We start from the raw sequence: 21,076 nt of genomic DNA on the forward strand, positions 1-21,076 counted from the left end.
CTCACTTCTTATTATTTAGTGTTAAGCGTTCAAGATACCGCAGTATGCTGCTTCAGTACTAGTGTCTGAATCAATTGATGTAATTCTGTCACAGTATGCACGATATGGTCGGCCTGCCAGGCGTTTAAATCGTCTTTGTATTGCAACGGCAAATAACCATAAGCAGCCAGAATGGTCAGCATCTGGGCATGACGGCCGGCATCAATATCTCGGGGATGATCTCCGACATAGATACAGTCTTCCGCGGCAAGATTCAGTTGCTTGGCTGCCAGATACATCGGTTCAGGATCGGGTTTGGTCCGAGTGACATCTTCCGGACATACCAGCACTGCGCAGCGTTCACTCAGGTTCAGCGCTTGCAGTAAAGCCTCGCTGAGCCAGCGCGGTTTATTGGTCACAATCCCCCAAGGAATGTCATTTTCCTCTAGCTGTTCAAGTAATGGATACATCCCATCAAACAGATCGGTATCGACCGCAATATCTGCGCCATACATATCCAGAAAACGCTGACGATGGGCTAGAAATATCGGATCTTCCAGTTGCAGTTCCGGATAAACCAGTTTCACCATAGCACGAGCACCTTCGGAGACCTGGGTGCGAATCAGCTCGGGTTCAACCAGTGCGCGGCCTTCTTCACGGCACATCTGCTGGATAATCCGGATAAAATCGGCAGCGGTATCAATTAGGGTACCATCGAGGTCAAATAAAACGGCTTTCATGCTATGGTCTCTGCTGCGCTATCTTTCACGGTATAGACCATATAGTTCACATCAACATTCGGTGCCAGCCAATAACGCTTGGTCAGCGGATTATAGTGCAGACCAGTCATGTCTTTAAGCTTTAAACCTGAGTTGCGAATGTCATGTGCCAGTTCAGACGGCTTGATAAATTTGCTGTAATCATGGGTGCCTTTGGCCAGCATGCGCAAGACATATTCTGCCCCGATAATCGCAAATAAATAGGACTTTGGATTACGGTTAATGGTCGAGAAGAATACATGACCACCTGGCTTGACCAGCTTGTGACAGGCCTGAATAATCGATGCCGGATCTGGCACATGCTCTAGCATTTCCATGCAGGTCACGATGTCATATTGGCCAGCCTGTTCCTCTGCCAGTTGCTCAACCGGCACCTGACGATATTCAATATTGTTCACACCTTCCTGTTCGGCATGGATGCGTGCCACATTTAAAGGGGCTGCGCCCATATCAATCCCGAGTACATCGGCACCGCGTCGCGCCATGCTTTCGGCCAGAATACCGCCACCACAGCCGACATCCAGCACTTTTTTGCCGCTCAGGCCTCCGGCATGTTCATCAATCCAGTTTAAACGCAGTGGATTAATCATGTGCAAGGGGCGGAACTCGGAATGCTGATCCCACCATATAGCTGCAAATGCTTCAAACTTGGCAATTTCTTGTGGATCAACATTCAATTGCGACATCGGTGTCACCTCAATCAGTCATGATTAGCTAAAAATATATATGTGCCGAATGGCCAGAGAAACTGATTTAAAACCTTGAAAATCAGTTCGATGGTTTAGTGTAGCGATTCTGGCAGAAAAAGCGATAAAAGCAGCAAAAAAGTTCACAGAATGAAAACGAAACCGGCATAATTGATTTATAGTGAACACATAAACTAAGCATAATGATTTAGAGGACGATAATCCGAATGAAAAAATTCCTTTTAGGCACTGTTGCCGCATCTGTTTTGGCCTTTTCAGGCAATGCTATGGCCAATTTTGTGGCAGGTCAGGACTATCAGGTGGTTGCAAAACCAGTCAAAGTCGAAAAACCGGGCAGAATTGAGGTACGTGAATTCTTCTGGTACGGCTGTGGTCACTGTTTCGCGCTTGAACCACATATGCAGGGCTGGTTGAAAAAATTACCAAAAGATGTACGTTTTGTACGTACGCCGGCTGCAATGAATCCACTCTGGGAACAGGCAGCACGTGCTTATTATGTGTCTGAAGCATTGGGTGTGCGTCAAAAAGCACATTTACAATTATTCCATGATATTCATGACAAGCAACGTCCAATTTTAGAACAGGCACAACTGGCTAAGTTCTATACCCGCTATGGTATTTCTGAAGCAAAATTTAACAGCACCTATAAATCTTTCCCGATCACTTCGAAAATTGCCCAAGCCAAAAATCTGGCTGCTCAGTATCAGTTAAGTGGTGTTCCGGCAGTGACCGTGAATGGTAAATATATTGTGCAGGGTAATGATGCCAAAGTCATTCAGGTGGTGAATTACCTGATCGAGAAAGAGCGTAAAGCCAAATAAGTCTGAACTGACGATCAGTAAAAAAAACCTGCATCATGATGCAGGTTTTTTTTATTTAGACTGGAGGAATGACCGCTTCATTGAGCACAGGGCTTGCGGTTTCAACTGTTTCGGCAGGTCGCCGGTACCAGTGCAAAATGCCACGCAGCAAGAGTTGCATCTGTAGCACACTTTGGGTTTTAAAGGCATTGGATTGGGCGCGGCGCAGATCTGGATCAGCCTGATGCTGCAGATGAATCCAGCCCATGGCCCAGTTCAGAAACAGCTCAATCAGCATCTGTGCCAGAGCCTGCAAGTCCTGTGGTGCCTGAATATGTCGGGTAGATTGCATCTTGGCCAGTTCATGCATGACATCTTCAGCCAGAAAATGAATTTCCCGTTCAATTCCGGCACGTAATACGTCCGAACCGCCCCAACGTTCTGCCACAAAAAAAATCCAGGGTTCAGGATGGTATTCGACCGCCTGAAAAAAGAGTTCAAGTCCCGTGTGAGTTCGGGTATTCGGCTGATACAGATAAGCCTGTCCCAGCTGATTGAGGACACCCTTGATATGAATCGCAACCTGATCCAGCAATTCCAGGCCCAGCTGGTTCATATCCTGAAAGTGCCGATAGAACGCCGTCGGTACCAGTTCGACCGCATTCGCAACTTCACGCAGACTGATCGTGCTGAAAGCACGACCCTGACTGCTGAATGCTAGTGTCGCATCGAGTAGTGCCTGATGACTTTGCTGCTTGCGATCTTCACGTAAGGACATAAATGGGTTTCCTGTCACTGGCTTCCCTCATAGGGAGTTTTAGTCTAGCAAAAATTAAATCAAATCGTATTGCCACAGATCGGCAGAATTTTGACATCTCGTAGCGAGCTGATGCATTGATTTTGTAAATGAATCACCAGGCTGCCTAATCTTGGCAAAGGCTTCTGCTATACTGAGCCGCAATTATTTTGAACCCATACAGGACTTATTATGCGTATCGACCAGCGAGCATTAGATCAATTACGTGAAGTGAAAATTACCCGTAACTATACACGTTATGCGGAAGGCTCTGTATTGGTTGAATTTGGTCATACCAAAGTACTCTGTACTGCCAGTGTGGATAGTTCTGTACCGCGTTTCCTCAAAGGTCAGGGCCAAGGCTGGGTGACTGCTGAATATGGCATGTTGCCACGTTCAACTCATACCCGTAGTGACCGTGAAGCGGCACGTGGCAAACAGAGTGGCCGTACCCAGGAGATTCAGCGTCTGATTGGTCGTAGCTTGCGCTCAATGGTCGATCTGAAAAAGCTGGGTGAAAATACCATTACCATCGACTGTGATGTAATTCAGGCCGATGGCGGTACCCGTACTGCAGCGATTACCGGTGCTGCGGTGGCCTTGGTCGATGCCATGAACGTCTTGCTGGAAAGAAAAAAAATCAAACATGATCCATTAAAAGGTTTGGTGGCTGCGGTTTCTGTTGGTATTTTCAAAGATGAAGTTTTACTGGATCTTTGCTATGAAGAAGATTCAAACTGTCAAACCGATTTGAATGTGGTGATGACTCAGGCTGGTGAATTTATTGAAATTCAAGGTACTGCAGAAGACAAACCATTTACCCGCGCACAATCGAATGCCATGCTGGAAATGGCCGAGAAAGGCATCCAGGAACTGGTGAAAAAACAGCAAGAAGCTTTAGGCTGGTAATCCATCCCATGCTGAGAAACGCATCTCCGGATGCGTTTTTTTATGCCTGAAATTTCACTCTGCAACTGTATCCAAAAAATGCATTACAAAACTTCCTGACAAAAATCCGACATGAATCGGCTATATCTGAACCGGTTTTAAACCGATATTGGATCAGGCGAGATCACAATGAGGAATGCGACATGAAACAGTGGCTTTGTGCAATTTCATTGCTGGGCGTGTTTGGATTAACTGCCTGTGACTGGGGCAATAATCGTGAAGATGACGAGCGTTCAGTATTAAATCAGGATCGTGATGAGGATAGCGGAAGATATAACGACCGTGATGGTGACGATGATGACCGCGATCGCCGAGGTAATCGGGACGACGATGATGATTAAGGTCTAAGATAGAAAATTGAGCAAAATATACGCAAAAAATTTTTCTAAAAATAAAAAAAGGGTGCTTCGCACCCTCTACGGTCATCTATCCCATTTAGGCTTAAGCATTGAAACGCATCGACAGATCAATGGCTTTGACATCTTTGGTCAATACACCCATAGAAATATAATCTACGCCGGTACTCGCGACTTCACGTAAATTATCAATCGTGATGTTGCCTGAGGCTTCCAGTTTGCAGCGACCGGCCACATGTTGCACCGCGTCGATCATCTGCTGCTGAGTGAAATTGTCTAGCATCACGATATCGGCATGGGCTTCGAGTGCCTGATTCAGCTCATCCCAAGTTTCCACTTCGACTTCAACTGGTTTGCCCGGCGCAATCTGATGGGCCTTGGCAATCGCCTGGGTAATGCCACCCGCTGCCATAATATGATTTTCTTTAATCAAAAAGGCATCGAACAGGCCCAAACGATGGTTCTGACCACCGCCAATGGCCACGGCATATTTTTGTGCAATACGCAGACCCGGAAGTGTTTTGCGGGTATCGAGCAGTTTGGTATTTAAGCCTTGTAGCTCTTTGACATAGTGGGCGGTTTTAGTCGCAACCGCAGACAGCGTTTGGACAAAGTTTAGCGCAGGGCGCTCCACGGTGAGTAGGCTACGTGCAGATCCGGCCAGTTTTAAAAATGCTTGATTGGCTTGAACATGATCGCCATCATTTTTCAGCCAGATCACTTCAACGCTCGGATCATAGGCCTGAATCAAGGCATTTACCCAAGGCTGACCGGCCAAAACCATGTCTTCACGGCTAATGATGGTGGCAGTGGCCTGTTCATCTTCAGGAGTTAGCAGAGCAGTAATATCACCGTCACCGATATCTTCTGAAAGTGCTTGTTGAATATTGATCTGAATCGACTGGTCGAGCAAAGCTTGAGATATGCGCATGAGTATTTCCGTATCTTTTTTAAGCCGTGAAAATTGCGCCTTATCTTAGCACCGTTACATAAAAGATGAGCGATTTTTCATCCAGTTTGCCGGGATGAATTGAGATTTCTCCTTGAAAGTTTTAGCATGAAGTCGGCTGCAATGCTGATCTTGCAGATTTTATTTTGGGGAGAACGGTTTTATGCAACAGGCAGCTGAGTTTCAGGTCACGGACGGGCAACTAATCGGTGCACGTCAAATCCCGTCTCCCAATTTTAATCAGCGGCCAGAACAGACCGAGATTCAATTGCTGGTGATTCACAATATCAGCCTGCCACCTTCACAGTTTGGCGGCGGTTATATTGAGCAGTTTTTTCAGAATCAGCTGGACTGGTCGGTACATCCCTATTTTCAAACCATTGAAGGAATGCAGGTGTCGACCCATTTGCTGATTTTACGATCTGGCGAAGTACTGCAATTTGTCAATTTTAATGACCGTGCCTGGCATGCCGGCCGCTCGACCTATTTGGGCAAAAAAGAATGTAATGATTATTCGATCGGGATTGAGCTGGAAGGCAGTGATGACTTGCCTTTTGAAACTGAACAATATCAGGCCTTGGTGAAAGTCACGGCCTGTCTGCAACAGCATTATTCTAAGATTCAGCAGCATATTGCCGGGCATTCGGATATTGCACCGGGCCGTAAGACCGATCCGGGACCGTATTTTAACTGGGCTGATTTTCGTACACAGTTACAGCATTATAAAAACACCTCAAGCTCGCTTGAGCGATGAAATTAAGCAATGAACTTCTGACAAAAGTTTCATTACAATAGCCACAAATTTATACATTAGGTGAATAGGATGGCGCTTTGGCGTTCGACCGTCATTGTAAGTGCGATGACCATGTTGTCACGCGTACTGGGATTGGTTCGAGATATTGTTTTACTGAATGTCTTTGGTGCTGGTAAAGACTTCGATACCTTCGTAGTCGCATTTCGTATTCCAAACTTTTTCAGGCGTTTATTTGCCGAAGGCGCATTTTCACAGGCGTTTATTCCGGTACTGACCGAATATAAAACCAGTCGCACGCATACCGAAGTCCAGATCTTGATTAGCCGGGTGTTTGGCTGTCTGGCGACGGTCATGACGACGTTGACCATGGTCGCGATCATTGCTGCGCCATTGATCATGTATATCTATGCGCCCGGTTTCCATAGCGATCCTGAAAAGTTCGCTCTGGCGACCAACATGTTCCGCCTGACCATTCCTTATTTGCTGTTCATGTCACTGACGGCTTTTGCCAGCAGTATTCTGAACAGTTATGGCTCTTTTAGCACGCCAGCATTTGCACCGGTCTTGCTGAATGTGGCGATGATTGCCGGAGCGCTCTGGCTTACGCCTTATATGGCCGAGCCGATTATGGCGCTGGGCTGGGCTGTGATCATTGCTGGTATTTTACAGCTGGCCATCCAGATTCCGGAATTGTGGCGTAAAAACTTGCTGATTCCACCGAAAATTGACTTCAAGCATGAAGGCGTAGATCGCATCATGAAGTTGATGCTGCCGGCATTATTTGGTGTATCTGTCACGCAAATTAACCTGCTATTAAATACCATTTGGGCCTCATTCATGCAGGATGGTTCGGTGTCTTGGTTGTATAGTGCCGAGCGTATGACTGAATTGCCACTAGGACTCATTGGTGTTGCAATTGGTACTGTGATTCTGCCGTCCTTATCAGCACGACATACTGAACAGAATCCGGAAAAATTCCGTGGCATGATGGACTGGGCAGCCAAAGTCATTGTGATGGCTGGTCTACCCGCCAGTATTGCGCTGTTTATGCTGTCGACTCCGATTATTCAGGCCCTGTTTGAACGTGGTCAGTTCACCTTTGAAGATACCCAGATGACGGCATTGGCACTGCAATGTATGAGCGGTGGTGTGATTGCCTTTATGTTGATTAAAGTCTTTGCACCCGGTTTTTATGCAAAGCAGGATACCAGAACCCCGGTGCGGGTCGGTCTGATGGCTGTGGCGGCCAATGCGATTCTGAACGTGATCTTTATCGGTTTCTTCAAGCTGATTGACTGGGAAGCAGAGCATATGGCCCTTGCGTTGGCATCGACGGGTTCAGCCATGGTCAATGCCGGTTTGCTTTATTATTATCTGCATAAGCGTGATATTTTCCGTTTTGGTTCGCACTGGAAAAAAATCTTCCTGCAATTCATGTTTGCCAATGTGGTGATGATTGCGGCTCTGGCCTATGCCCTAAGCTGGTATAACGCAGATGTATCACAATGGATGCGTGTTTTAGAAGTATTGATCTTATGTGTTGTGGGTGTGGTGGCGTACGTTGCAGCCTTGCTGGTAGCGGGTTTTAGACCACGTCATTTAAAACCTTAAGTTCATATTGAAAGAAAAATTGTTGATCAAAATAGATCATTAAAATACCCATAAAAAAACAAGAGCCAGAAGGCTCTTGTTTTTTGAAAGCTAACACTTGCTTTGAACAGGTCTAGCGTAAATCTAGACCTTGCCGCGCGAAAGAAAACCAACGATCGCAAGAATCACCGCAATTACCAACAAGATAATTGCAAAATCCTTAGACAAGCCTGCGACGCCACCGAAACCAAGTAGACTCGCAATTAATGCAATAACAGCAAAAATAATAGCCCAGCGAAACATATATATTCTCCATGTGTTTTTATTTTCAAATTTAGTATAGAAATAAACGATTCCAGCGACTGTTAGTGTTTTGTTGATGAACTGTCTATGATTTAACAATAGTTTACGTGATAGTAATAAGAATTTGAGGCGGTAGGTCTGCAGGGTTCAGGCTGCTATAATAAGCTGATTTTTGAATATGCCGACCTGATCATGAGCGATACTTTACGTCCCGAATTCTGGAAAAACTATTCACTTGCTGAACTGACGCAAGTCGAGTGGGAGGCCTTGTGTGATGGTTGCGGATTATGTTGTCTGATTAAACTGGAAGATGAAGATACTCAGGAAGTCGCATATACCAAAGTGGCCTGCAAATTACTGGATTGTAGCACTGCGCGTTGTTCCAATTATCCAGATCGTTTGCAATATGTGCCGGACTGTATTCAGCTCACGCCAGAGAAGCTGGAAACGATTCACTGGTTGCCTTCGAGTTGTGCCTATCGCCGGGTAGAGCAGGGCAAAAGCCTGCCATCCTGGCATTATCTGATTAGCGGTTCACGGCAAAGTGTGATTCAGGCACGCAAGTCGGCAGCAGGGCGCTGCCTGAGTGAAAGCGACATTCATGAAGATGACATCGAAGACTATATCGTACGTTGGGTGCGTTAAATCGGCCTGCGTGATTCGTTTATTGATCTGCTGGATGGAGTAGGGCTTGGGCCGAAGCACCGGCCATCGGACGATAGAAATAGAATCCCTGTCCAATCTGACAGTCACAATGAATCAGGGTATCCAGCTGTTCTGTATTTTCGATCCCTTCCACCAGAACATCTAGTGCAATACTGGAGCCAATCTGAGTAATGGCTTTGACAATAGCCAGGGCAGATGGGTCACTGTTCATGCGCTCTACAAAGTTTCGGTCAATCTTGATGCAATCGACCGGATAGTCCTGCAAGCGGGTCAGCGAAGAATGTCCGGTGCCAAAATCATCCAGTGAGATCTGGATTCCGGCCTGTTTCAGCAGGTTGAGGGCACGGACCACATAATTGGCGCCATGTTCGGACAGGCTTTGTTCGGTAATTTCCAGTTCAACTTTATGTGCAGGAACATCAAAATTGGACAGGCGTGCCAACAGTTTTTCGGCATAGTCATCGCGCAGGAATTCAACTGGTGCAGCATTGATTGAAATCGGCAACAGATCCAGACCTTGGGCCTGCCAGCGGCTCATGTCGGCGAAAACTTTCAGCTGCATGGTCTCACTGATGCGTGAGGCGAGCTCATAGTCTTGAAAGGCACCAAAAATTTCGGAAGGTAACTGAATGTTCTGATTCTGATCTTGCCAGCGTAATAGCGCTTCAAAACCGATCACTGCACCATCAGAAAGACGGACCTTGGGCTGGTAATAGGGAATGATCTGATCGGCGAGAATAATCTTGCGTGCCAGAGTCAGCTGCTTGGTCATATTTTCCAGTGATCCACACATTTCCTGATTAAACATGCGGATGCCACCACGACCACTATTTTTCAGGTCATTTAAGGCGATATCGGCACATTTCAGCAGATTCGAGGTATTTAAGGCATCACGTGGATAGATGGCACAGCCTATACTCATGGCACTGCTGATGCTATTGCCGACATAATTAATAGGCTGATCTAGCTGGGCATAGGCCATTTGCGCCGTTGTCAGCAGTTGCTCTTCACTTTCCAAATTTTTGACCAGCACAGCAAATTCATCACCACCCAAACGGGCGATGATGGTATTCGGACCGAAACAAGTCTGGAAGCGTTTGCCTAAGACATGTAACAGATGATCGCCGGCAATATGGCCCAAGGTGTCATTAATATGCCGGAAATAGTCCAGATCAATCAGCAATAAACCTGCCATGGTCTGCTGTTGTTTGGTCTTTAACAGTACCTGCTTAAAGGTTTTATAGAAAGTACTACGATTATACAGGCCAGTCAGTTCATCCCGTTTAATCACTTCTTTTAAACGGGTTTCTGCAATTTTTTGCTGACTGATATTGCGTGATACACAGAGGATATTTTGGGTAATATTCTGCTGATCCAGAATTGGCGTCAGCAGATGATCCCAATATTGGATCGGTTGATCTTCGATCTGGACTTTGCTGGAAAAACGGCTGTTTAAGCCTTGGGCCGCCTGTTTTAAAGCACGCTGCCCGGATTTTCGGGCTTCAGGGCTTAAACGATTTAGCCAGCACAATGAATGATCCTGATCTTGTTCTGCGGTCTGATTGGCTTGTGCCAGACAGCCAGAGTTACTATTCCGAATCTCGCCTTCAGGGCTGATGATGTTAATGCAGTCTGCACTGGCATCCAGCATGTTTTCTTGGGTTGAAACAATTTGAGAAAGTTGCTGCTGGATCTCAAAATAATCATGCACATCGGTCAGGGAAACTGCCCATTGCAGCAAATGGTCAACTTCATGATGAAATTTTACCGCCAGGGTACACATGCGATAATGGGTATCACTGCGTTTAATCCGGCACTGGGTTTCAAAGTTCTGATGCTGATCCAGCGCAGCATGCCACTGCGCTAAAAACAGCTGCAAGTCTTCTGCATGAATAAAGCTCTGCCATTGCGGATGACCCTGTTCATTCAGGTTCACGCCAAGATAATCAGTCAAGGCATCGTTAAAATATTGCAGATGTTTTTTGTTGCTGACCCACAAGGGTTGCGGTAAGGCATCGATCAGATTTTTTAACAAAACCGATTCAGACAAGTGAACGTGGGGTGCAATCAGTGATGATGACGTCAGTGGCTTAGACCGACTCACAGCTCCCTGTTCAAATTTATCATGCTTCATGCATTCACCACTACAACCCAAAAGTGCCCAAGGGGCGAGATAAGTTTCTTTTAATTAGAATAAACAATATGAAAATTACACTGTAATTAATTCACAATTAATCATGTTCAAATTATTCGCTTTTATAGAGATTAATTCATTCAGAATTAAAAAAATAGAGGATATCTACATAAATTAATTTTTTATGCTTGATGTTTGCATTCTTGGAATCAAAACTGCTGATGTTAGAATGAGATCAGAATTTAGTTTGAGCCAATAATAACATGTCAGATAGTCATATCCCGCTTCCAGAACGCTTACGGCCACGCGACCTTACACAGATTATCGGGCAGGAACATTTGCTGGGTGAGCAGGCGCCCTTACGCCAGATGATTGATCAGGGGCATCTGCCTTCGATCATTTTTTGGGGACCTCCCGGGGTCGGCAAAACTACCATTGCCTTATTATTGGCTCAAGCGGTAGACCGGCCTTTTATCAGTCTGTCTGCCCTGAATACCGGCGTGAAAGAGCTACGTGAAATCATTGCCGAAGGTGGCGATTTGCTGACGCCAGTGGTGTTTATTGACGAAATTCACCGTTTTAATAAATCCCAGCAGGATGCATTATTAAATGCGGTCGAGAAAGGCAAAATTACCCTGATTGGCGCCACCACCGAAAACCCGTCTTTCGAAGTGAATAGTGCTTTGTTATCACGTTGTCAGGTGTATAGCCTGAATGCGTTGAGTGCTGAATCGATTCAGACTTTGTTGACGCAAGCCTTGCAAAATGACTCTTTCTTACAGGAAAGACATATCCTGATTGAAGAATTTGATGCCCTGATCCAGTTCGCGGCAGGAGATGCCCGCAAGGCGCTGAATTTACTGGATCTGATTGCCAGTACCTTTGAAGCGGATATGGAAAATATCATTACCAATGCGGTGGTGGTGAAAGTGGCACAGCAAAATATTGCCCGCTATGACAAGTCTGGTGAGCAGCACTATGATTTAGTTTCGGCCTTTATTAAATCAATTCGCGGCAGTGACCCAGATGCGGCCCTGTACTGGATGGCACGCATGCTCAAAGGCGGTGAAGATCCGGTATTCATTGCACGGCGCATGTTGATTGCCGCATCCGAAGATATCGGCAACTCCAATCCAAATGCTTTGCTATTGGCTGGTGAATGTTTCCGTTCTGTGCAAGCCGTAGGCATGCCGGAATGCAGGATTATTTTGGGACAATGTGCGGTTTATCTAGCGACCAGTGCCAAAAGTAATAGTACCTATCTGGCGATTAACAAGGCGATGGAACTCGCAGATAAAACCTCAAATCTGCCAGTGCCTTTGCACTTAAGGAATGCACCGACCAAACTGATGAAAGAACAGGGCTATGGCGTGGATTATCTGTATCCGCATAATTATCCTGAGCATTTTGTGCTGCAAGAATATATGCCGCCAGAATTGAAAAATACCAAACTGTATGAATCAGCACGTAATAAACGTGAAGTTGAAGGGGAGCGTTTACAGCAACGCCGTTGGCAACAGCAACAACAGTAGCAATAAAGCTGGGTATCTCAACTAATTGAACAGAGTAAAAAAAGCCCAATTCAAGGTGAATTGGGCTGAAAGTAGGATGTTTTTTGAGGGAGATAACATCCTAGAGGGTAGAGGAAAAATCTGGTCGGCAAATATGGAGCTAAGTGCATCAATTCACTGATTTGCCTGGTATGAGATAATATTAATGCAGATAGTTTTTGATGTAAAAACGATCATTTTAATAATAAAAATTTATTTTTCCGATTAAAAACCGGAAATAAAAAAACCGAGCTAAAAAGCTCGGTTTTTTCGAATCTGCGCATTTCCAGATTAGATGTTGTCCAGGTTGATACCTAAACGGCCAGCCACTTCTTCATAGGCTTCAACCACGCCGCCTAAACCTTGACGGAAACGGTCTTTATCCAGTTTTTTCTTGGTGTCTTTGTCCCATAGACGGCAACCGTCTGGAGAGAATTCATCACCAAGTACGATACGGTCGTGGAACACACCAAATTCAAGTTTGAAATCGACCAGAATCATGTTACCTGCGTCAAACAATGCTTTAAGCACGTCGTTCACTTGGTAAGTCAATTCTTTCATTTTCGCCAATTGTTCAGCAGTTGCCCAACCTAAAGCAATGGCTTGTGATTCATTGACCATTGGATCGCCAAGCGCATCATCTTTAAAGAACAATTCAAATGTTGGAGGAGTCAGTTCCTTGCCTTCTTCCACACCCAGGCGGCGGCATAAAGAACCTGCTGCATAGTTACGGATCACACATTCAACCGGGATCATATCCAGTTTTTTCACCAGCACTTCATTTGGAGTCAGTAGCTTTTCAAAGTGGGTCTCAATTCCCGCTTCTGCCAGTTTTTCCATGATGAAGGCGTTAAAACGGTTGTTCACCTTGCCTTTACGATCTAGTTGCTCAATTTTTTCGCCATTGAATGCTGAGGCATCATCGCGAAAGACTAAAATCAGATGGTCTGAACTGTCTGTGGTGTAGACAGATTTCGCTTTACCAGTATAGAGCAAGGTTTGTTTTAACATGAGGGAACCTTTTACAAAAAAAATGCCTAGAAATGTCTAGGCTGGCCAATTTTGGTAAATCTGGTTAAGCAGTTCTGCGGCTTTTTCACGGTCGGCAAAACTGTTATCGGCATTGAACACAGCGAGGTTATTACTCGAACCGACAGAAGATAATCTTAATACATAGGTCTGCTGATCGACCTTAATCGTGACTTCATAACGATTTTTGCTCTGCGCAACGATGCTATGATTCAGACTGCTGAGGGTGGCAAGTGTATATTGCCAAATTGTAGCAGAATTTCCCTCAATTTTAAGCAGCGGATTAAGATTTCCGTCAGTGACCAACTGTGGTCGACCCACCGTATTGGTTTCGGTTAGATCAGCTGTATTTGAGTTTTCAGTCTGCGCTTGTGGGCGTGGCAAGGCAAAACGGTTGCCACGCTGGTTTTCAAGCTTCGGTGCATGTTCAATTGCAAGCGGATCAACTGTTGGAGCAGGATACAATGGCGTTGCAGGACGAACCATGGCGCCTTCAGGATATTGTAAAGCTTCCAGGGTAGTAGTCTCTTTATAGTCTAAAGTGCCGTTATTAAAGGCCATTGAACTACAACCTGCCAAACTGAATACTGAAAGTGTAAGGCTAAGTCCTAAACGTAATTGCATAATCTTGTGCTCTTTTATTTAATAACGCCCGCTTCGACCAGTGCTTCATGAAGCGGAGCGCGATATTGTTCTGCAAGTGGTGTTAATGGAAGGCGAATACCTGTACCAATTAAGCCCATATCATGGAGTGCCCATTTCACAGGAATTGGGTTCGATTCGCAAAATAAAATATTGTGTAAATTTGCAACCTGAGCATTTAACTGTTCAGCTGTAGCTGCATCACCGGCAATGGCAGCAGCACACACTTCGCTCATGGCTTTCGGAGCAACGTTCGCTGTCACCGAGATATTACCTTTGGCGCCATGACCGATCAGTTGATATGCAGTGGCATCATCACCTGAATAAACAGTCATGTCTTTGCCTACAAGGCCTTGCAGCAGTTCAGCACCGCGCGGTACATCGCCAGTCGCATCTTTAATACCGATAATTTGTGGAATATCTGCCAGGCGAATCACGGTTTCATTGGCCATATCCACACCGGTACGGCCCGGAACATTATAAAGAATCTGTGGCAGATCAACGGCTTCAGCAATGGCTTTATAATGCTGATACAAGCCTTCCTGAGTCGGTTTGTTATAATACGGCGTTACTAGTAAAGCGGCATCTGCCCCCAGCTCTTTAGCTTCGCGGGTCAGTTCGATCGCTTCACGGGTCGAGTTCGCACCTGTGCCAGCAATAATAGGAATACGTTTGTTGGCCACACGAATGATTTCTTTGATCACCTGGGTGTGTTCACTCATGCTGAGAGTAGAGGCTTCGCCTGTTGTTCCAACGGCAACAATACTGTTGGTGCCCTCTGCAATATGCCATTCAACCAGCTTCTCGAGACCCTTCCAATCTACGCTGCCATCTTCAAACATAGGGGTGACGATTGCGACTATGGAACCTTGAATGGTCTGTGCTTGCTGAGTCATTTTAAAAAACTATCCTATTTGTCCATCCGAAAGGAATGAGAAAACATAAATTGGGATGGATTTGTATTTTGATTTATAGCAAATTCAATAGATTTGCATTGAATTGAATATTGCTTATGCAAATTATGACTGATCAAACGCATAAGAACAATATGCTTTAGTAAAAGCTACTGAATTCTTTATACAAAGCCTTCTGGAAACAATCAAGTAATAAATAAGATGATTTATAAAGCAAAATCCTGAGACCAAAGTTATGTCTCCAGTCTAGACAAAGGAGGAGATTGCCCCAAATGAACCTAGTAATGATAAGGCTTGTGCAAAAAGATCAGCTGAAAACTGCCATTTTTATGCCTTTTGATTTTGGATTAATAGTTATATTGGATAAATTGAGATATCGTACATCTTGATCGCACTCTCATACTAAAACAAATAAAGCCAAAAACGACTAAGACTAATCTTTTTTAAATATCAATAAATTGAGATTTTTTTTTCTTATCGGTTAATTTTTTAACTTGATGTATAAGCCTTAAACTCTAAGTCTTGAACTTTAGGGGATTCTGATTAAGTGTTTTTGCGACTTTATCAGTCAGCATCTTCAATTCATTTACTTCAGCCCCTTTGGAAATATCCAAGCAAAACGTTCAACTTATTGATAGTTATTTTTGCAATCAGGCTCATAGATGATGGCTGTCTTTTGTAACGCTGATTGAACAAGGATAATCCAATGGAAAGATCAGACAATAAGCATGCTATCGTCACGGTCGCGATCTGTTTTCTGATTGCGGTGATTGAAGGCTTAGATATTCAGGCAGCCGGAATTGCTGCTGCAGGTATTCGTGAGCATTTTGGTCTCGATAGTTCCCAGTTGGGTGTGTTTTTTAGTGCAGGGATTCTGGGTTTATTACCGGGTGCACTGGTTGGTGGTCGATTTGCAGATCGCATTGGCCGTAAGAAAGTCTTGATCTGGTCGACAGCAGTGTTTGCTGTATTTACCTTATGTACCGTCTGGGTCAATAGCTTTAACAGCTTGCTGGCAGTGCGTTTCCTAGCTGGAGCAGGTCTGGGCGGCGCGATGCCAATTCTGATCACACTTGCTTCTGAAGCAGTCTCTCCACAAAACCGTGGCCGTGCAGTGGGCTTGATGTACTGCGGCATGCCAGTCGGTGCAGCAATTTTATCTTTGATTGCGGCGACTGAATTTGGCGCCAACTGGAAAAATGTTTTCTATCTCGGTGGCCTGTTACCGATTTTTGCCATTCCACTGATGATGCTATTTTTGCCTGAATCGAAGGAATACCTGAAAGCACAGAACAACACGGCTGCAGAACTTGCTGTTGCACCGCAGGGTTCATTCAAGGACCTGTTTAATTCGGACAACCTGTTACGTACGCTGTGTATCTGGGTGAGCTACTTCTTTACCTTGATGGTGGTTTACATCATGTTGAGCTGGCTGCCATCATTGTTTATGGAACTTGGCTTTACCCGTAAGGATGGTTCAACCGCACAGTTCTACTTCATGGTGACAGCGACGATTGGTACGATTATTTTGGGTATGCTGACCGACCGCTGGAAGAAAGCCTATGTGATCCTGTTGATGTACGGCGGTATTCTGGCAGGTCTGTTGGCGCTGAATGGTGCAAGCTCGCTGAACCAGATGTATATGGCCGCCGCATTGGCCGGTGCCTTCGTGATTGGCTGTCAGGGTGTACTATATGCCTTCGGCAGTATCGTGTATCCGACTGAAGTGCGTGGTACTGGTGTTGGTGTTGCGTCTGCAGTTGGCCGTATCGGTGCCATGCTGGGGCCAGTCATTGCCGGTCAGTTACTGACGGCAGGTTTTGGCGCTGCTGGGGTTATTAGCGCCGCGATCCCATGTATCATCATTTCTGCATTATGTATGCTGTTCCTGGTGAATCGTACTAAAGTGTAAGGTTGAACGATTTAAAAAAGCCTGCTTTTGCAGGCTTTTTTATTTTCAGAATTTAAGAATTAAATACACTGTTTTATTATTAGAAAGTTCATCACTTTATCTTAAAACTTATTTTTTGCAGTGATCTAGCACGGAACTTGTCTCATATTTGTCAAAAATAATGAATCTATTGATCTGCTCATATGCGCATGCTGAGAATGCACAGTCATGCCATTTTTAGCAGCAGAGCTAAAAATACTGGGGTATTTTGCGCTATGCTTGGGCATAAATCGAGATTTCAATGGATGAAAACAGATGCAGAATAATGTTGCTTTACTGGTCGTAGACGTACAAAGAGGATTTACCCCGGGGGGTAATCTGGCTGTAGCCAATGCTGACCAGATTATTCCAAATATCAATTTATTGGGACAGCATTTCAAGCATATTATCCTGACCCAGGACTGGCATCCAGACAACCATATTTCTTTTGCAGACAACCATCCCGGCAAAGCAGCCTATGATAGCATTCAGCTAGATTATGGCAGTCAGGTCTTATGGCCAAAGCATTGTGTGCAAGGGACACGCGATGCCGAACTGCATCCGGATTTAAATTTACCGCAAGCACAACTCATCATTCGCAAGGGTTTTCATCCTCAGATCGACAGTTATTCGGCCTTTATGGAAGCTGACCACAAAACCACGACGGGTCTTGCTGGCTATCTGCGTGAACGCGGGATTGATACCGTATTTGTAGTTGGGATTGCTACGGACTTTTGTGTGGCCTGGACTGCAATCGATGCCTGCAAATTGGGCTTTAAAACCTATGTGATTGCCGATGCCACCAAGGGCATTGACCTGAATGGTTCCTTGCAACATGCCTGGCAGGATATGCTGTCGCATGGCGTAAAACGTATCTATGTCAAAGATATTGTTCAAGCTGCTTAAAGCTGGATAGGGGTAGAATTTAAATATTCCTTTGATCTTATTTATATTTGAATATAAAAATTCAGGCATCAATGGGTGCCTGTTTTATCTTACTTATTCTCCCTTGATATCACCTGGATGAAACCCATGTCAGCCTTGCTCCAGTTTAGCCAATTTGTCCAAAAAACCTTTGCTTTATGGGTCGTACTTTTTTCCGGCATTGCCTTGATGATCCCTGAAGTTTTTGTATGGTTACGGGCCTATATTCCGTGGATGTTGGGCATCATTATGTTCGGCATGGGCATGACCATGACTGTCGGAGATTTTAAAAGTGTCCTGCAAAGTCCGAAAGCGGTAGCGATTGGCGTGGTGGCCCAGTTTATGGTGATGCCTGGCTTGGCTTATCTGCTGTGCAAATTGTTTCAACTACCGCCAGAGATTGCGATCGGGGTGATATTGGTAGGTTGCTGTCCGGGCGGAACTGCATCCAATGTGATTACCTATATGGCCAAGGGCAATACCGCCTTGTCTGTTGCTTGTACTTCAGTTTCGACTTTACTGGCGCCCATTTTAACTCCGGCCATTTTCTATGTATTGGCCAGTCAGTGGATTGAGATCAATGCTTGGTCGATGCTGGTGTCGATCTTACAGGTGGTATTATTCCCGATTATTCTGGGCTTAATCGTACGGGCGCTACTCAAGCAAAAAGTCACGGCCTATATTCAGGTAATGCCCTTGATTTCTGTGATTGCAATTGTGGCAATTGTCGCGGCGATTATTGCCGGCAGCAAAGCCCAGATTCTGGAGTCCGGTTTAATGATTTTAGGGATCGTGGCCTTACACAATGGTATGGGCTATTTACTGGGTTATTGGGCCAGTCGCATATTTCACTTGGCAGAAATAGACTGTCGTGCAGTATCTATTGAAGTCGGGATGCAGAATTCTGGTCTGGGTGTGGCCTTGGCGGCGACCCATTTTGCAGCATCTCCAATGACGGCTTTGCCAAGCGCCATTTTCAGTCTGTGGCATAATATTTCAGGGCCAGCTTTAGCCACTTATTGGGCTGCCAGACAAACTGAAAAAACGGACACCTAATTGCAGTTTGATGATGGCACAAAAAAGCTGGGAACCAGATTTTTTGTAATGTGAAAAAGTTAGAATATTAATTTATATAGATTTATCGGGCTTTGTAACATAAGTGTCATGAAGTCTGCCTAAGATCGCCCCTCAATGATGTGAAACAACAGACTGTAATCAGCAGCATTGAGAGGGCATGGAACAATTTCAGCATTCGTCAGCGACCTATTTTAATCGGGAACTTTCCTTATTTGAATTTCAGCGTCGTGTCTTGGCACAAGCACTCGATCCGAATTTACCGATTTTAGAGCGCTTAAACTTCCTGATTATTTTTTCCCGTAACCTGGATGAGTTCTTTGAAATCAGGATTGCCGGGCTGATGAAACAGCAAGACCTGAATGCGACTACCCGGACGCCTGATGCTGTACCCACCGAGCTGATTCTACAAGAACTGTCCCAGTCCATTCATGCCACAGTGAACAAACAGTATGAGGTGCTGAATCATGCGATTTTGCCTGAACTTCAGGCGCAAGGGATTCAGTTTCTTCAATACCAGGATCTTCTGGAAAAACACAAGGCATGGATTGCAGCCTTTTTTGCCAAAGAAGTGCAACCGGTATTGACCCCGATCAGTCTGGATCCTTCACATCCTTTTCCACGTTTGGTGAATAAAAGTCTGAACTTTATTATCAGCTTGGAAGGTAAAGATGCCTTTGGCCGTGAAATCGAGATGGCGATTGTGCCAGCACCACGTTCCTTACCGTGCCTGATTAAAATTCCGGAAGATGTCACCGGAAACAATACCACCCAGATTTTTCTAACTGCGATCATCCAGCAGCATATCAGTGATTTGTTCCCGGGCATGAAAGCGACCGGATGTTATGCCTTTCGGGTCACCCGCAATGCCGATCTGGTACTGTCGGAAGATGTCGATGATCTGGCGGTGGCTTTAAAAGACGAACTGTGTTCGCGCCGCTTTGGTCGTGCAGTACGTCTGGAAATTGAAAATGACTCTCCACAGAACATCATCGATTATTTGCTGGATGAATTTGATCTGACGGAACAGGAACTGTACCGGATTGATGGACCGATCAATTTGTCCCGCCTGAGTACCAGCTTTGAGCGTCCGGAATTAAAGTATCCGTATTTTAGTCCAGTCATTCCCAAAATTTTCCGTAAACAGAAAAGTATTTTTGAAATTTTGAAGGCGCAGGATGTACTGCTGCATCATCCTTTTGATTCATTTCAGCCTGTGATTACTTTACTGCGCGAAGCGGCTAAGGATCCGGCGGTGCTGGCGATCAAGCAGACGCTGTACCGTAGTGGTCCGGACTCGGAAATTGTTCAGGTGCTGGCAGAAGCCGCACGGAATGGCAAGGAAGTCACGGCCGTAATTGAACTGCGGGCGCGTTTCGATGAAGAATCTAATATTATGGTGGCCAATATCCTGCAAGAAGCCGGCGCGGTCGTGGTCTATGGCATCGTGGGGTATAAAACCCATGCCAAAATGATTCTGATCGTCCGGCGTGAAAATCAGGAATTACTGCGTTATGCGCATCTGGGTACCGGAAACTATCATGCCGGTAATGCCGGCATGTACACCGATTATGGCCTGATGACCACACAGCCGGATATCTGTGAAGATGTGCACCGCATGTTCCAGGAACTGACCGGTATGGGGAAAATGGCCAAACTGAAAGCCTTGCTGCATGCGCCGTTTACCCTGCATAGCGAACTGCTAAAACTGATTGACCAGGAAAAGGCATTTGCCTTGGCCGGCAAAGCCGCCCATATCATCATCAAAGTGAATGCACTTACCGAACCGCAATTAATTGCTGCCTTATATCAGGCTTCGCAGGCCGGGGTGAAAATTGACCTCATTGTACGTTCAATCTGCTGCCTGATTCCACAAGTCACCGGTATGTCGGAAAACATTCGGGTACGTTCAATCGTAGGACGTTTCCTGGAACATACCCGGGTCTATTATTTTGAGCATGGCGGTGCCAAGAAACTGTATTGTGCCAGTGCTGACTGGATGGGGCGCAACCTGTTTTCCAGGGTCGAAACCTGTTTCCCGGTGCTGGATCCAGCGCTGAAAAAACGGATTTATAAAGATGGCCTGATCAGCTATTTAAAAGATTGTCAAAATGCATGGGAGTTAGATGCCGATGGTCAGTGGCATAAAGTCCCCTGTCAGGATCCGGCCCAGCCTTATAATGCCCAGCAATATCTGCTGGAACAAAAACAGTTAAAAATTTAAAGGGTAGTCCAAGATACGCTGGCGTATT

The 21,076-nt window shown here is 45.4% G+C and carries 20 protein-coding genes; 11 read left to right on the forward strand and 9 right to left on the reverse strand.

Features of this window, described 5'->3' with window-relative positions:
• Positions 1 to 29 precede the first annotated feature (29 nt).
• Together ACNPNW_RS09825 and ubiG are read right to left on the reverse strand one after the other, a co-directional pair.
• The gene (locus ACNPNW_RS09825; RefSeq protein WP_448766955.1) at positions 30 to 719 is read right to left on the reverse strand and encodes an HAD family hydrolase; all 690 of its coding nucleotides are present in this window, start codon (positions 717 to 719) and stop codon (positions 30 to 32) included.
• Positions 716 to 1,444: a bifunctional 2-polyprenyl-6-hydroxyphenol methylase/3-demethylubiquinol 3-O-methyltransferase UbiG gene (ubiG, locus tag ACNPNW_RS09830; RefSeq protein WP_448766956.1), complete on the reverse strand. Its 729-nt coding sequence runs from the start codon at positions 1,442 to 1,444 to the stop codon at positions 716 to 718. Before ubiG ends, ACNPNW_RS09825 begins: the two co-directional genes overlap by 4 nt.
• Positions 1,445 to 1,671: 227 nt before the next feature.
• Here ubiG and ACNPNW_RS09835 point away from each other — a divergent pair, with 227 nt between their 5' ends.
• Positions 1,672 to 2,286, forward strand: coding sequence for a thiol:disulfide interchange protein DsbA/DsbL (locus ACNPNW_RS09835; RefSeq protein ID WP_121979808.1), 615 nt, complete (start codon positions 1,672 to 1,674; stop codon positions 2,284 to 2,286).
• A gap of 55 nt (positions 2,287 to 2,341) precedes the next feature.
• Here ACNPNW_RS09835 and ACNPNW_RS09840 read toward each other — a convergent pair whose 3' ends face one another.
• Complete coding sequence (locus tag ACNPNW_RS09840) at positions 2,342 to 3,043, reverse strand: TetR/AcrR family transcriptional regulator (RefSeq protein ID WP_044108781.1); 702 nt, start codon at positions 3,041 to 3,043, stop codon at positions 2,342 to 2,344.
• Between the two features lie 210 nt (positions 3,044 to 3,253).
• Here ACNPNW_RS09840 and rph point away from each other — a divergent pair, with 210 nt between their 5' ends.
• Together rph and ACNPNW_RS09850 are read left to right on the forward strand one after the other, a co-directional pair.
• Complete coding sequence (gene rph / locus ACNPNW_RS09845) at positions 3,254 to 3,970, forward strand: ribonuclease PH (RefSeq protein ID WP_004281238.1); 717 nt, start codon at positions 3,254 to 3,256, stop codon at positions 3,968 to 3,970.
• 182 nt (positions 3,971 to 4,152) lie between these two features.
• The gene (locus ACNPNW_RS09850; protein WP_005261504.1) at positions 4,153 to 4,350 is read left to right on the forward strand and encodes a hypothetical protein; all 198 of its coding nucleotides are present in this window, start codon (positions 4,153 to 4,155) and stop codon (positions 4,348 to 4,350) included.
• Positions 4,351 to 4,450: 100 nt separating this feature from the next.
• Here ACNPNW_RS09850 and nadC read toward each other — a convergent pair whose 3' ends face one another.
• A complete protein-coding gene (gene nadC, locus ACNPNW_RS09855; RefSeq protein ID WP_005261505.1) occupies positions 4,451 to 5,296 on the reverse strand; it encodes a carboxylating nicotinate-nucleotide diphosphorylase in 846 nt (281 codons plus the stop codon).
• Between the two features lie 181 nt (positions 5,297 to 5,477).
• On the opposite strand from nadC, the gene ampD reads away from it, so the two are divergent.
• Both ampD and murJ read left to right on the forward strand, forming a co-directional pair.
• Positions 5,478 to 6,068 (forward strand): 1,6-anhydro-N-acetylmuramyl-L-alanine amidase AmpD, encoded by a 591-nt coding sequence (ampD, locus tag ACNPNW_RS09860; protein ID WP_180180779.1) that lies wholly within the window; start codon positions 5,478 to 5,480, stop codon positions 6,066 to 6,068.
• Positions 6,069 to 6,128: 60 nt separating this feature from the next.
• Positions 6,129 to 7,679: a murein biosynthesis integral membrane protein MurJ gene (gene murJ, locus ACNPNW_RS09865; protein WP_171248494.1), complete on the forward strand. Its 1,551-nt coding sequence runs from the start codon at positions 6,129 to 6,131 to the stop codon at positions 7,677 to 7,679.
• Between the two features lie 123 nt (positions 7,680 to 7,802).
• On the opposite strand, the gene ACNPNW_RS09870 is transcribed toward murJ, so the two are convergent.
• Positions 7,803 to 7,961 (reverse strand): DUF1328 domain-containing protein, encoded by a 159-nt coding sequence (locus tag ACNPNW_RS09870; protein ID WP_004647174.1) that lies wholly within the window; start codon positions 7,959 to 7,961, stop codon positions 7,803 to 7,805.
• A gap of 192 nt (positions 7,962 to 8,153) precedes the next feature.
• On the opposite strand from ACNPNW_RS09870, the gene ACNPNW_RS09875 reads away from it, so the two are divergent.
• Positions 8,154 to 8,606, forward strand: coding sequence for a YcgN family cysteine cluster protein (locus ACNPNW_RS09875; protein ID WP_100357009.1), 453 nt, complete (start codon positions 8,154 to 8,156; stop codon positions 8,604 to 8,606).
• A gap of 19 nt (positions 8,607 to 8,625) precedes the next feature.
• On the opposite strand, the gene ACNPNW_RS09880 is transcribed toward ACNPNW_RS09875, so the two are convergent.
• A complete protein-coding gene (locus ACNPNW_RS09880) occupies positions 8,626 to 10,761 on the reverse strand; it encodes a putative bifunctional diguanylate cyclase/phosphodiesterase (RefSeq protein WP_448766957.1) in 2,136 nt (711 codons plus the stop codon).
• 263 nt (positions 10,762 to 11,024) lie between these two features.
• On the opposite strand from ACNPNW_RS09880, the gene ACNPNW_RS09885 reads away from it, so the two are divergent.
• Positions 11,025 to 12,293: a replication-associated recombination protein A gene (locus ACNPNW_RS09885; protein WP_448766958.1), complete on the forward strand. Its 1,269-nt coding sequence runs from the start codon at positions 11,025 to 11,027 to the stop codon at positions 12,291 to 12,293.
• 309 nt (positions 12,294 to 12,602) lie between these two features.
• Here ACNPNW_RS09885 and purC read toward each other — a convergent pair whose 3' ends face one another.
• Genes purC through dapA form a run of 3 tightly spaced genes read right to left on the reverse strand, consistent with a single transcriptional unit; the run spans position 12,603 to position 14,878 of the window.
• Positions 12,603 to 13,322 (reverse strand): phosphoribosylaminoimidazolesuccinocarboxamide synthase, encoded by a 720-nt coding sequence (purC, locus tag ACNPNW_RS09890; protein WP_004281247.1) that lies wholly within the window; start codon positions 13,320 to 13,322, stop codon positions 12,603 to 12,605.
• A gap of 36 nt (positions 13,323 to 13,358) precedes the next feature.
• Positions 13,359 to 13,964 (reverse strand): hypothetical protein, encoded by a 606-nt coding sequence (locus ACNPNW_RS09895; RefSeq protein ID WP_005250200.1) that lies wholly within the window; start codon positions 13,962 to 13,964, stop codon positions 13,359 to 13,361.
• A 14-nt stretch (positions 13,965 to 13,978) separates the two neighbouring features.
• On the reverse strand, positions 13,979 to 14,878 hold the full coding sequence (gene dapA, locus ACNPNW_RS09900; protein WP_004281249.1) for a 4-hydroxy-tetrahydrodipicolinate synthase: 900 nt from the start codon (positions 14,876 to 14,878) through the stop codon (positions 13,979 to 13,981).
• A gap of 724 nt (positions 14,879 to 15,602) precedes the next feature.
• Between dapA and mhpT the strand changes: the two genes are divergently transcribed.
• The 4 genes from mhpT to ppk1 all read left to right on the forward strand — a co-directional run bounded on the left by mhpT (position 15,603) and on the right by ppk1 (position 21,048).
• Complete coding sequence (gene mhpT / locus ACNPNW_RS09905) at positions 15,603 to 16,808, forward strand: 3-(3-hydroxy-phenyl)propionate transporter MhpT (protein WP_448766959.1); 1,206 nt, start codon at positions 15,603 to 15,605, stop codon at positions 16,806 to 16,808.
• A 294-nt stretch (positions 16,809 to 17,102) separates the two neighbouring features.
• On the forward strand, positions 17,103 to 17,732 hold the full coding sequence (pncA, locus tag ACNPNW_RS09910) for a bifunctional nicotinamidase/pyrazinamidase (protein ID WP_448766960.1): 630 nt from the start codon (positions 17,103 to 17,105) through the stop codon (positions 17,730 to 17,732).
• Positions 17,733 to 17,858: 126 nt separating this feature from the next.
• Entirely contained in the window at positions 17,859 to 18,806 is a 948-nt protein-coding gene (locus ACNPNW_RS09915; RefSeq protein ID WP_448766961.1) for a bile acid:sodium symporter family protein, read from the forward strand.
• A gap of 178 nt (positions 18,807 to 18,984) precedes the next feature.
• Positions 18,985 to 21,048, forward strand: a complete 2,064-nt coding sequence (ppk1, locus tag ACNPNW_RS09920; RefSeq protein WP_448766962.1) for a polyphosphate kinase 1 — start codon at positions 18,985 to 18,987, stop codon at positions 21,046 to 21,048.
• The last annotated feature ends 28 nt before the right edge of the window (positions 21,049 to 21,076 follow it).

Source organism: Acinetobacter endophylla, from assembly GCF_053543775.1.

What these genes read in the sequence shown, in the direction of transcription:
- ACNPNW_RS09870 (WP_004647174.1), bottom strand. Translation starts at nt 7,961, where the DNA reads ATGTTTCGCTGGGCTATTATTTTTGCTGTTATTGCATTAATTGCGAGT.
- rph (WP_004281238.1), top strand. Translation starts at nt 3,254, where the DNA reads ATGCGTATCGACCAGCGAGCATTAGATCAATTACGTGAAGTGAAAATT.
- ubiG (WP_448766956.1), bottom strand. Translation starts at nt 1,444, where the DNA reads ATGTCGCAATTGAATGTTGATCCACAAGAAATTGCCAAGTTTGAAGCA.
- ACNPNW_RS09895 (WP_005250200.1), bottom strand. Translation starts at nt 13,964, where the DNA reads ATGCAATTACGTTTAGGACTTAGCCTTACACTTTCAGTATTCAGTTTG.
- purC (WP_004281247.1), bottom strand. Translation starts at nt 13,322, where the DNA reads ATGTTAAAACAAACCTTGCTCTATACTGGTAAAGCGAAATCTGTCTAC.
- ACNPNW_RS09915 (WP_448766961.1), top strand. Translation starts at nt 17,859, where the DNA reads ATGTCAGCCTTGCTCCAGTTTAGCCAATTTGTCCAAAAAACCTTTGCT.
- ampD (WP_180180779.1), top strand. Translation starts at nt 5,478, where the DNA reads ATGCAACAGGCAGCTGAGTTTCAGGTCACGGACGGGCAACTAATCGGT.
- ACNPNW_RS09835 (WP_121979808.1), top strand. Translation starts at nt 1,672, where the DNA reads ATGAAAAAATTCCTTTTAGGCACTGTTGCCGCATCTGTTTTGGCCTTT.
- dapA (WP_004281249.1), bottom strand. Translation starts at nt 14,878, where the DNA reads ATGACTCAGCAAGCACAGACCATTCAAGGTTCCATAGTCGCAATCGTC.
- ACNPNW_RS09840 (WP_044108781.1), bottom strand. Translation starts at nt 3,043, where the DNA reads ATGTCCTTACGTGAAGATCGCAAGCAGCAAAGTCATCAGGCACTACTC.
- mhpT (WP_448766959.1), top strand. Translation starts at nt 15,603, where the DNA reads ATGGAAAGATCAGACAATAAGCATGCTATCGTCACGGTCGCGATCTGT.
- ACNPNW_RS09885 (WP_448766958.1), top strand. Translation starts at nt 11,025, where the DNA reads ATGTCAGATAGTCATATCCCGCTTCCAGAACGCTTACGGCCACGCGAC.
- ACNPNW_RS09825 (WP_448766955.1), bottom strand. Translation starts at nt 719, where the DNA reads ATGAAAGCCGTTTTATTTGACCTCGATGGTACCCTAATTGATACCGCT.
- ppk1 (WP_448766962.1), top strand. Translation starts at nt 18,985, where the DNA reads ATGGAACAATTTCAGCATTCGTCAGCGACCTATTTTAATCGGGAACTT.
- ACNPNW_RS09850 (WP_005261504.1), top strand. Translation starts at nt 4,153, where the DNA reads ATGAAACAGTGGCTTTGTGCAATTTCATTGCTGGGCGTGTTTGGATTA.
- ACNPNW_RS09875 (WP_100357009.1), top strand. Translation starts at nt 8,154, where the DNA reads ATGAGCGATACTTTACGTCCCGAATTCTGGAAAAACTATTCACTTGCT.
- ACNPNW_RS09880 (WP_448766957.1), bottom strand. Translation starts at nt 10,761, where the DNA reads ATGAAGCATGATAAATTTGAACAGGGAGCTGTGAGTCGGTCTAAGCCA.
- pncA (WP_448766960.1), top strand. Translation starts at nt 17,103, where the DNA reads ATGCAGAATAATGTTGCTTTACTGGTCGTAGACGTACAAAGAGGATTT.
- nadC (WP_005261505.1), bottom strand. Translation starts at nt 5,296, where the DNA reads ATGCGCATATCTCAAGCTTTGCTCGACCAGTCGATTCAGATCAATATT.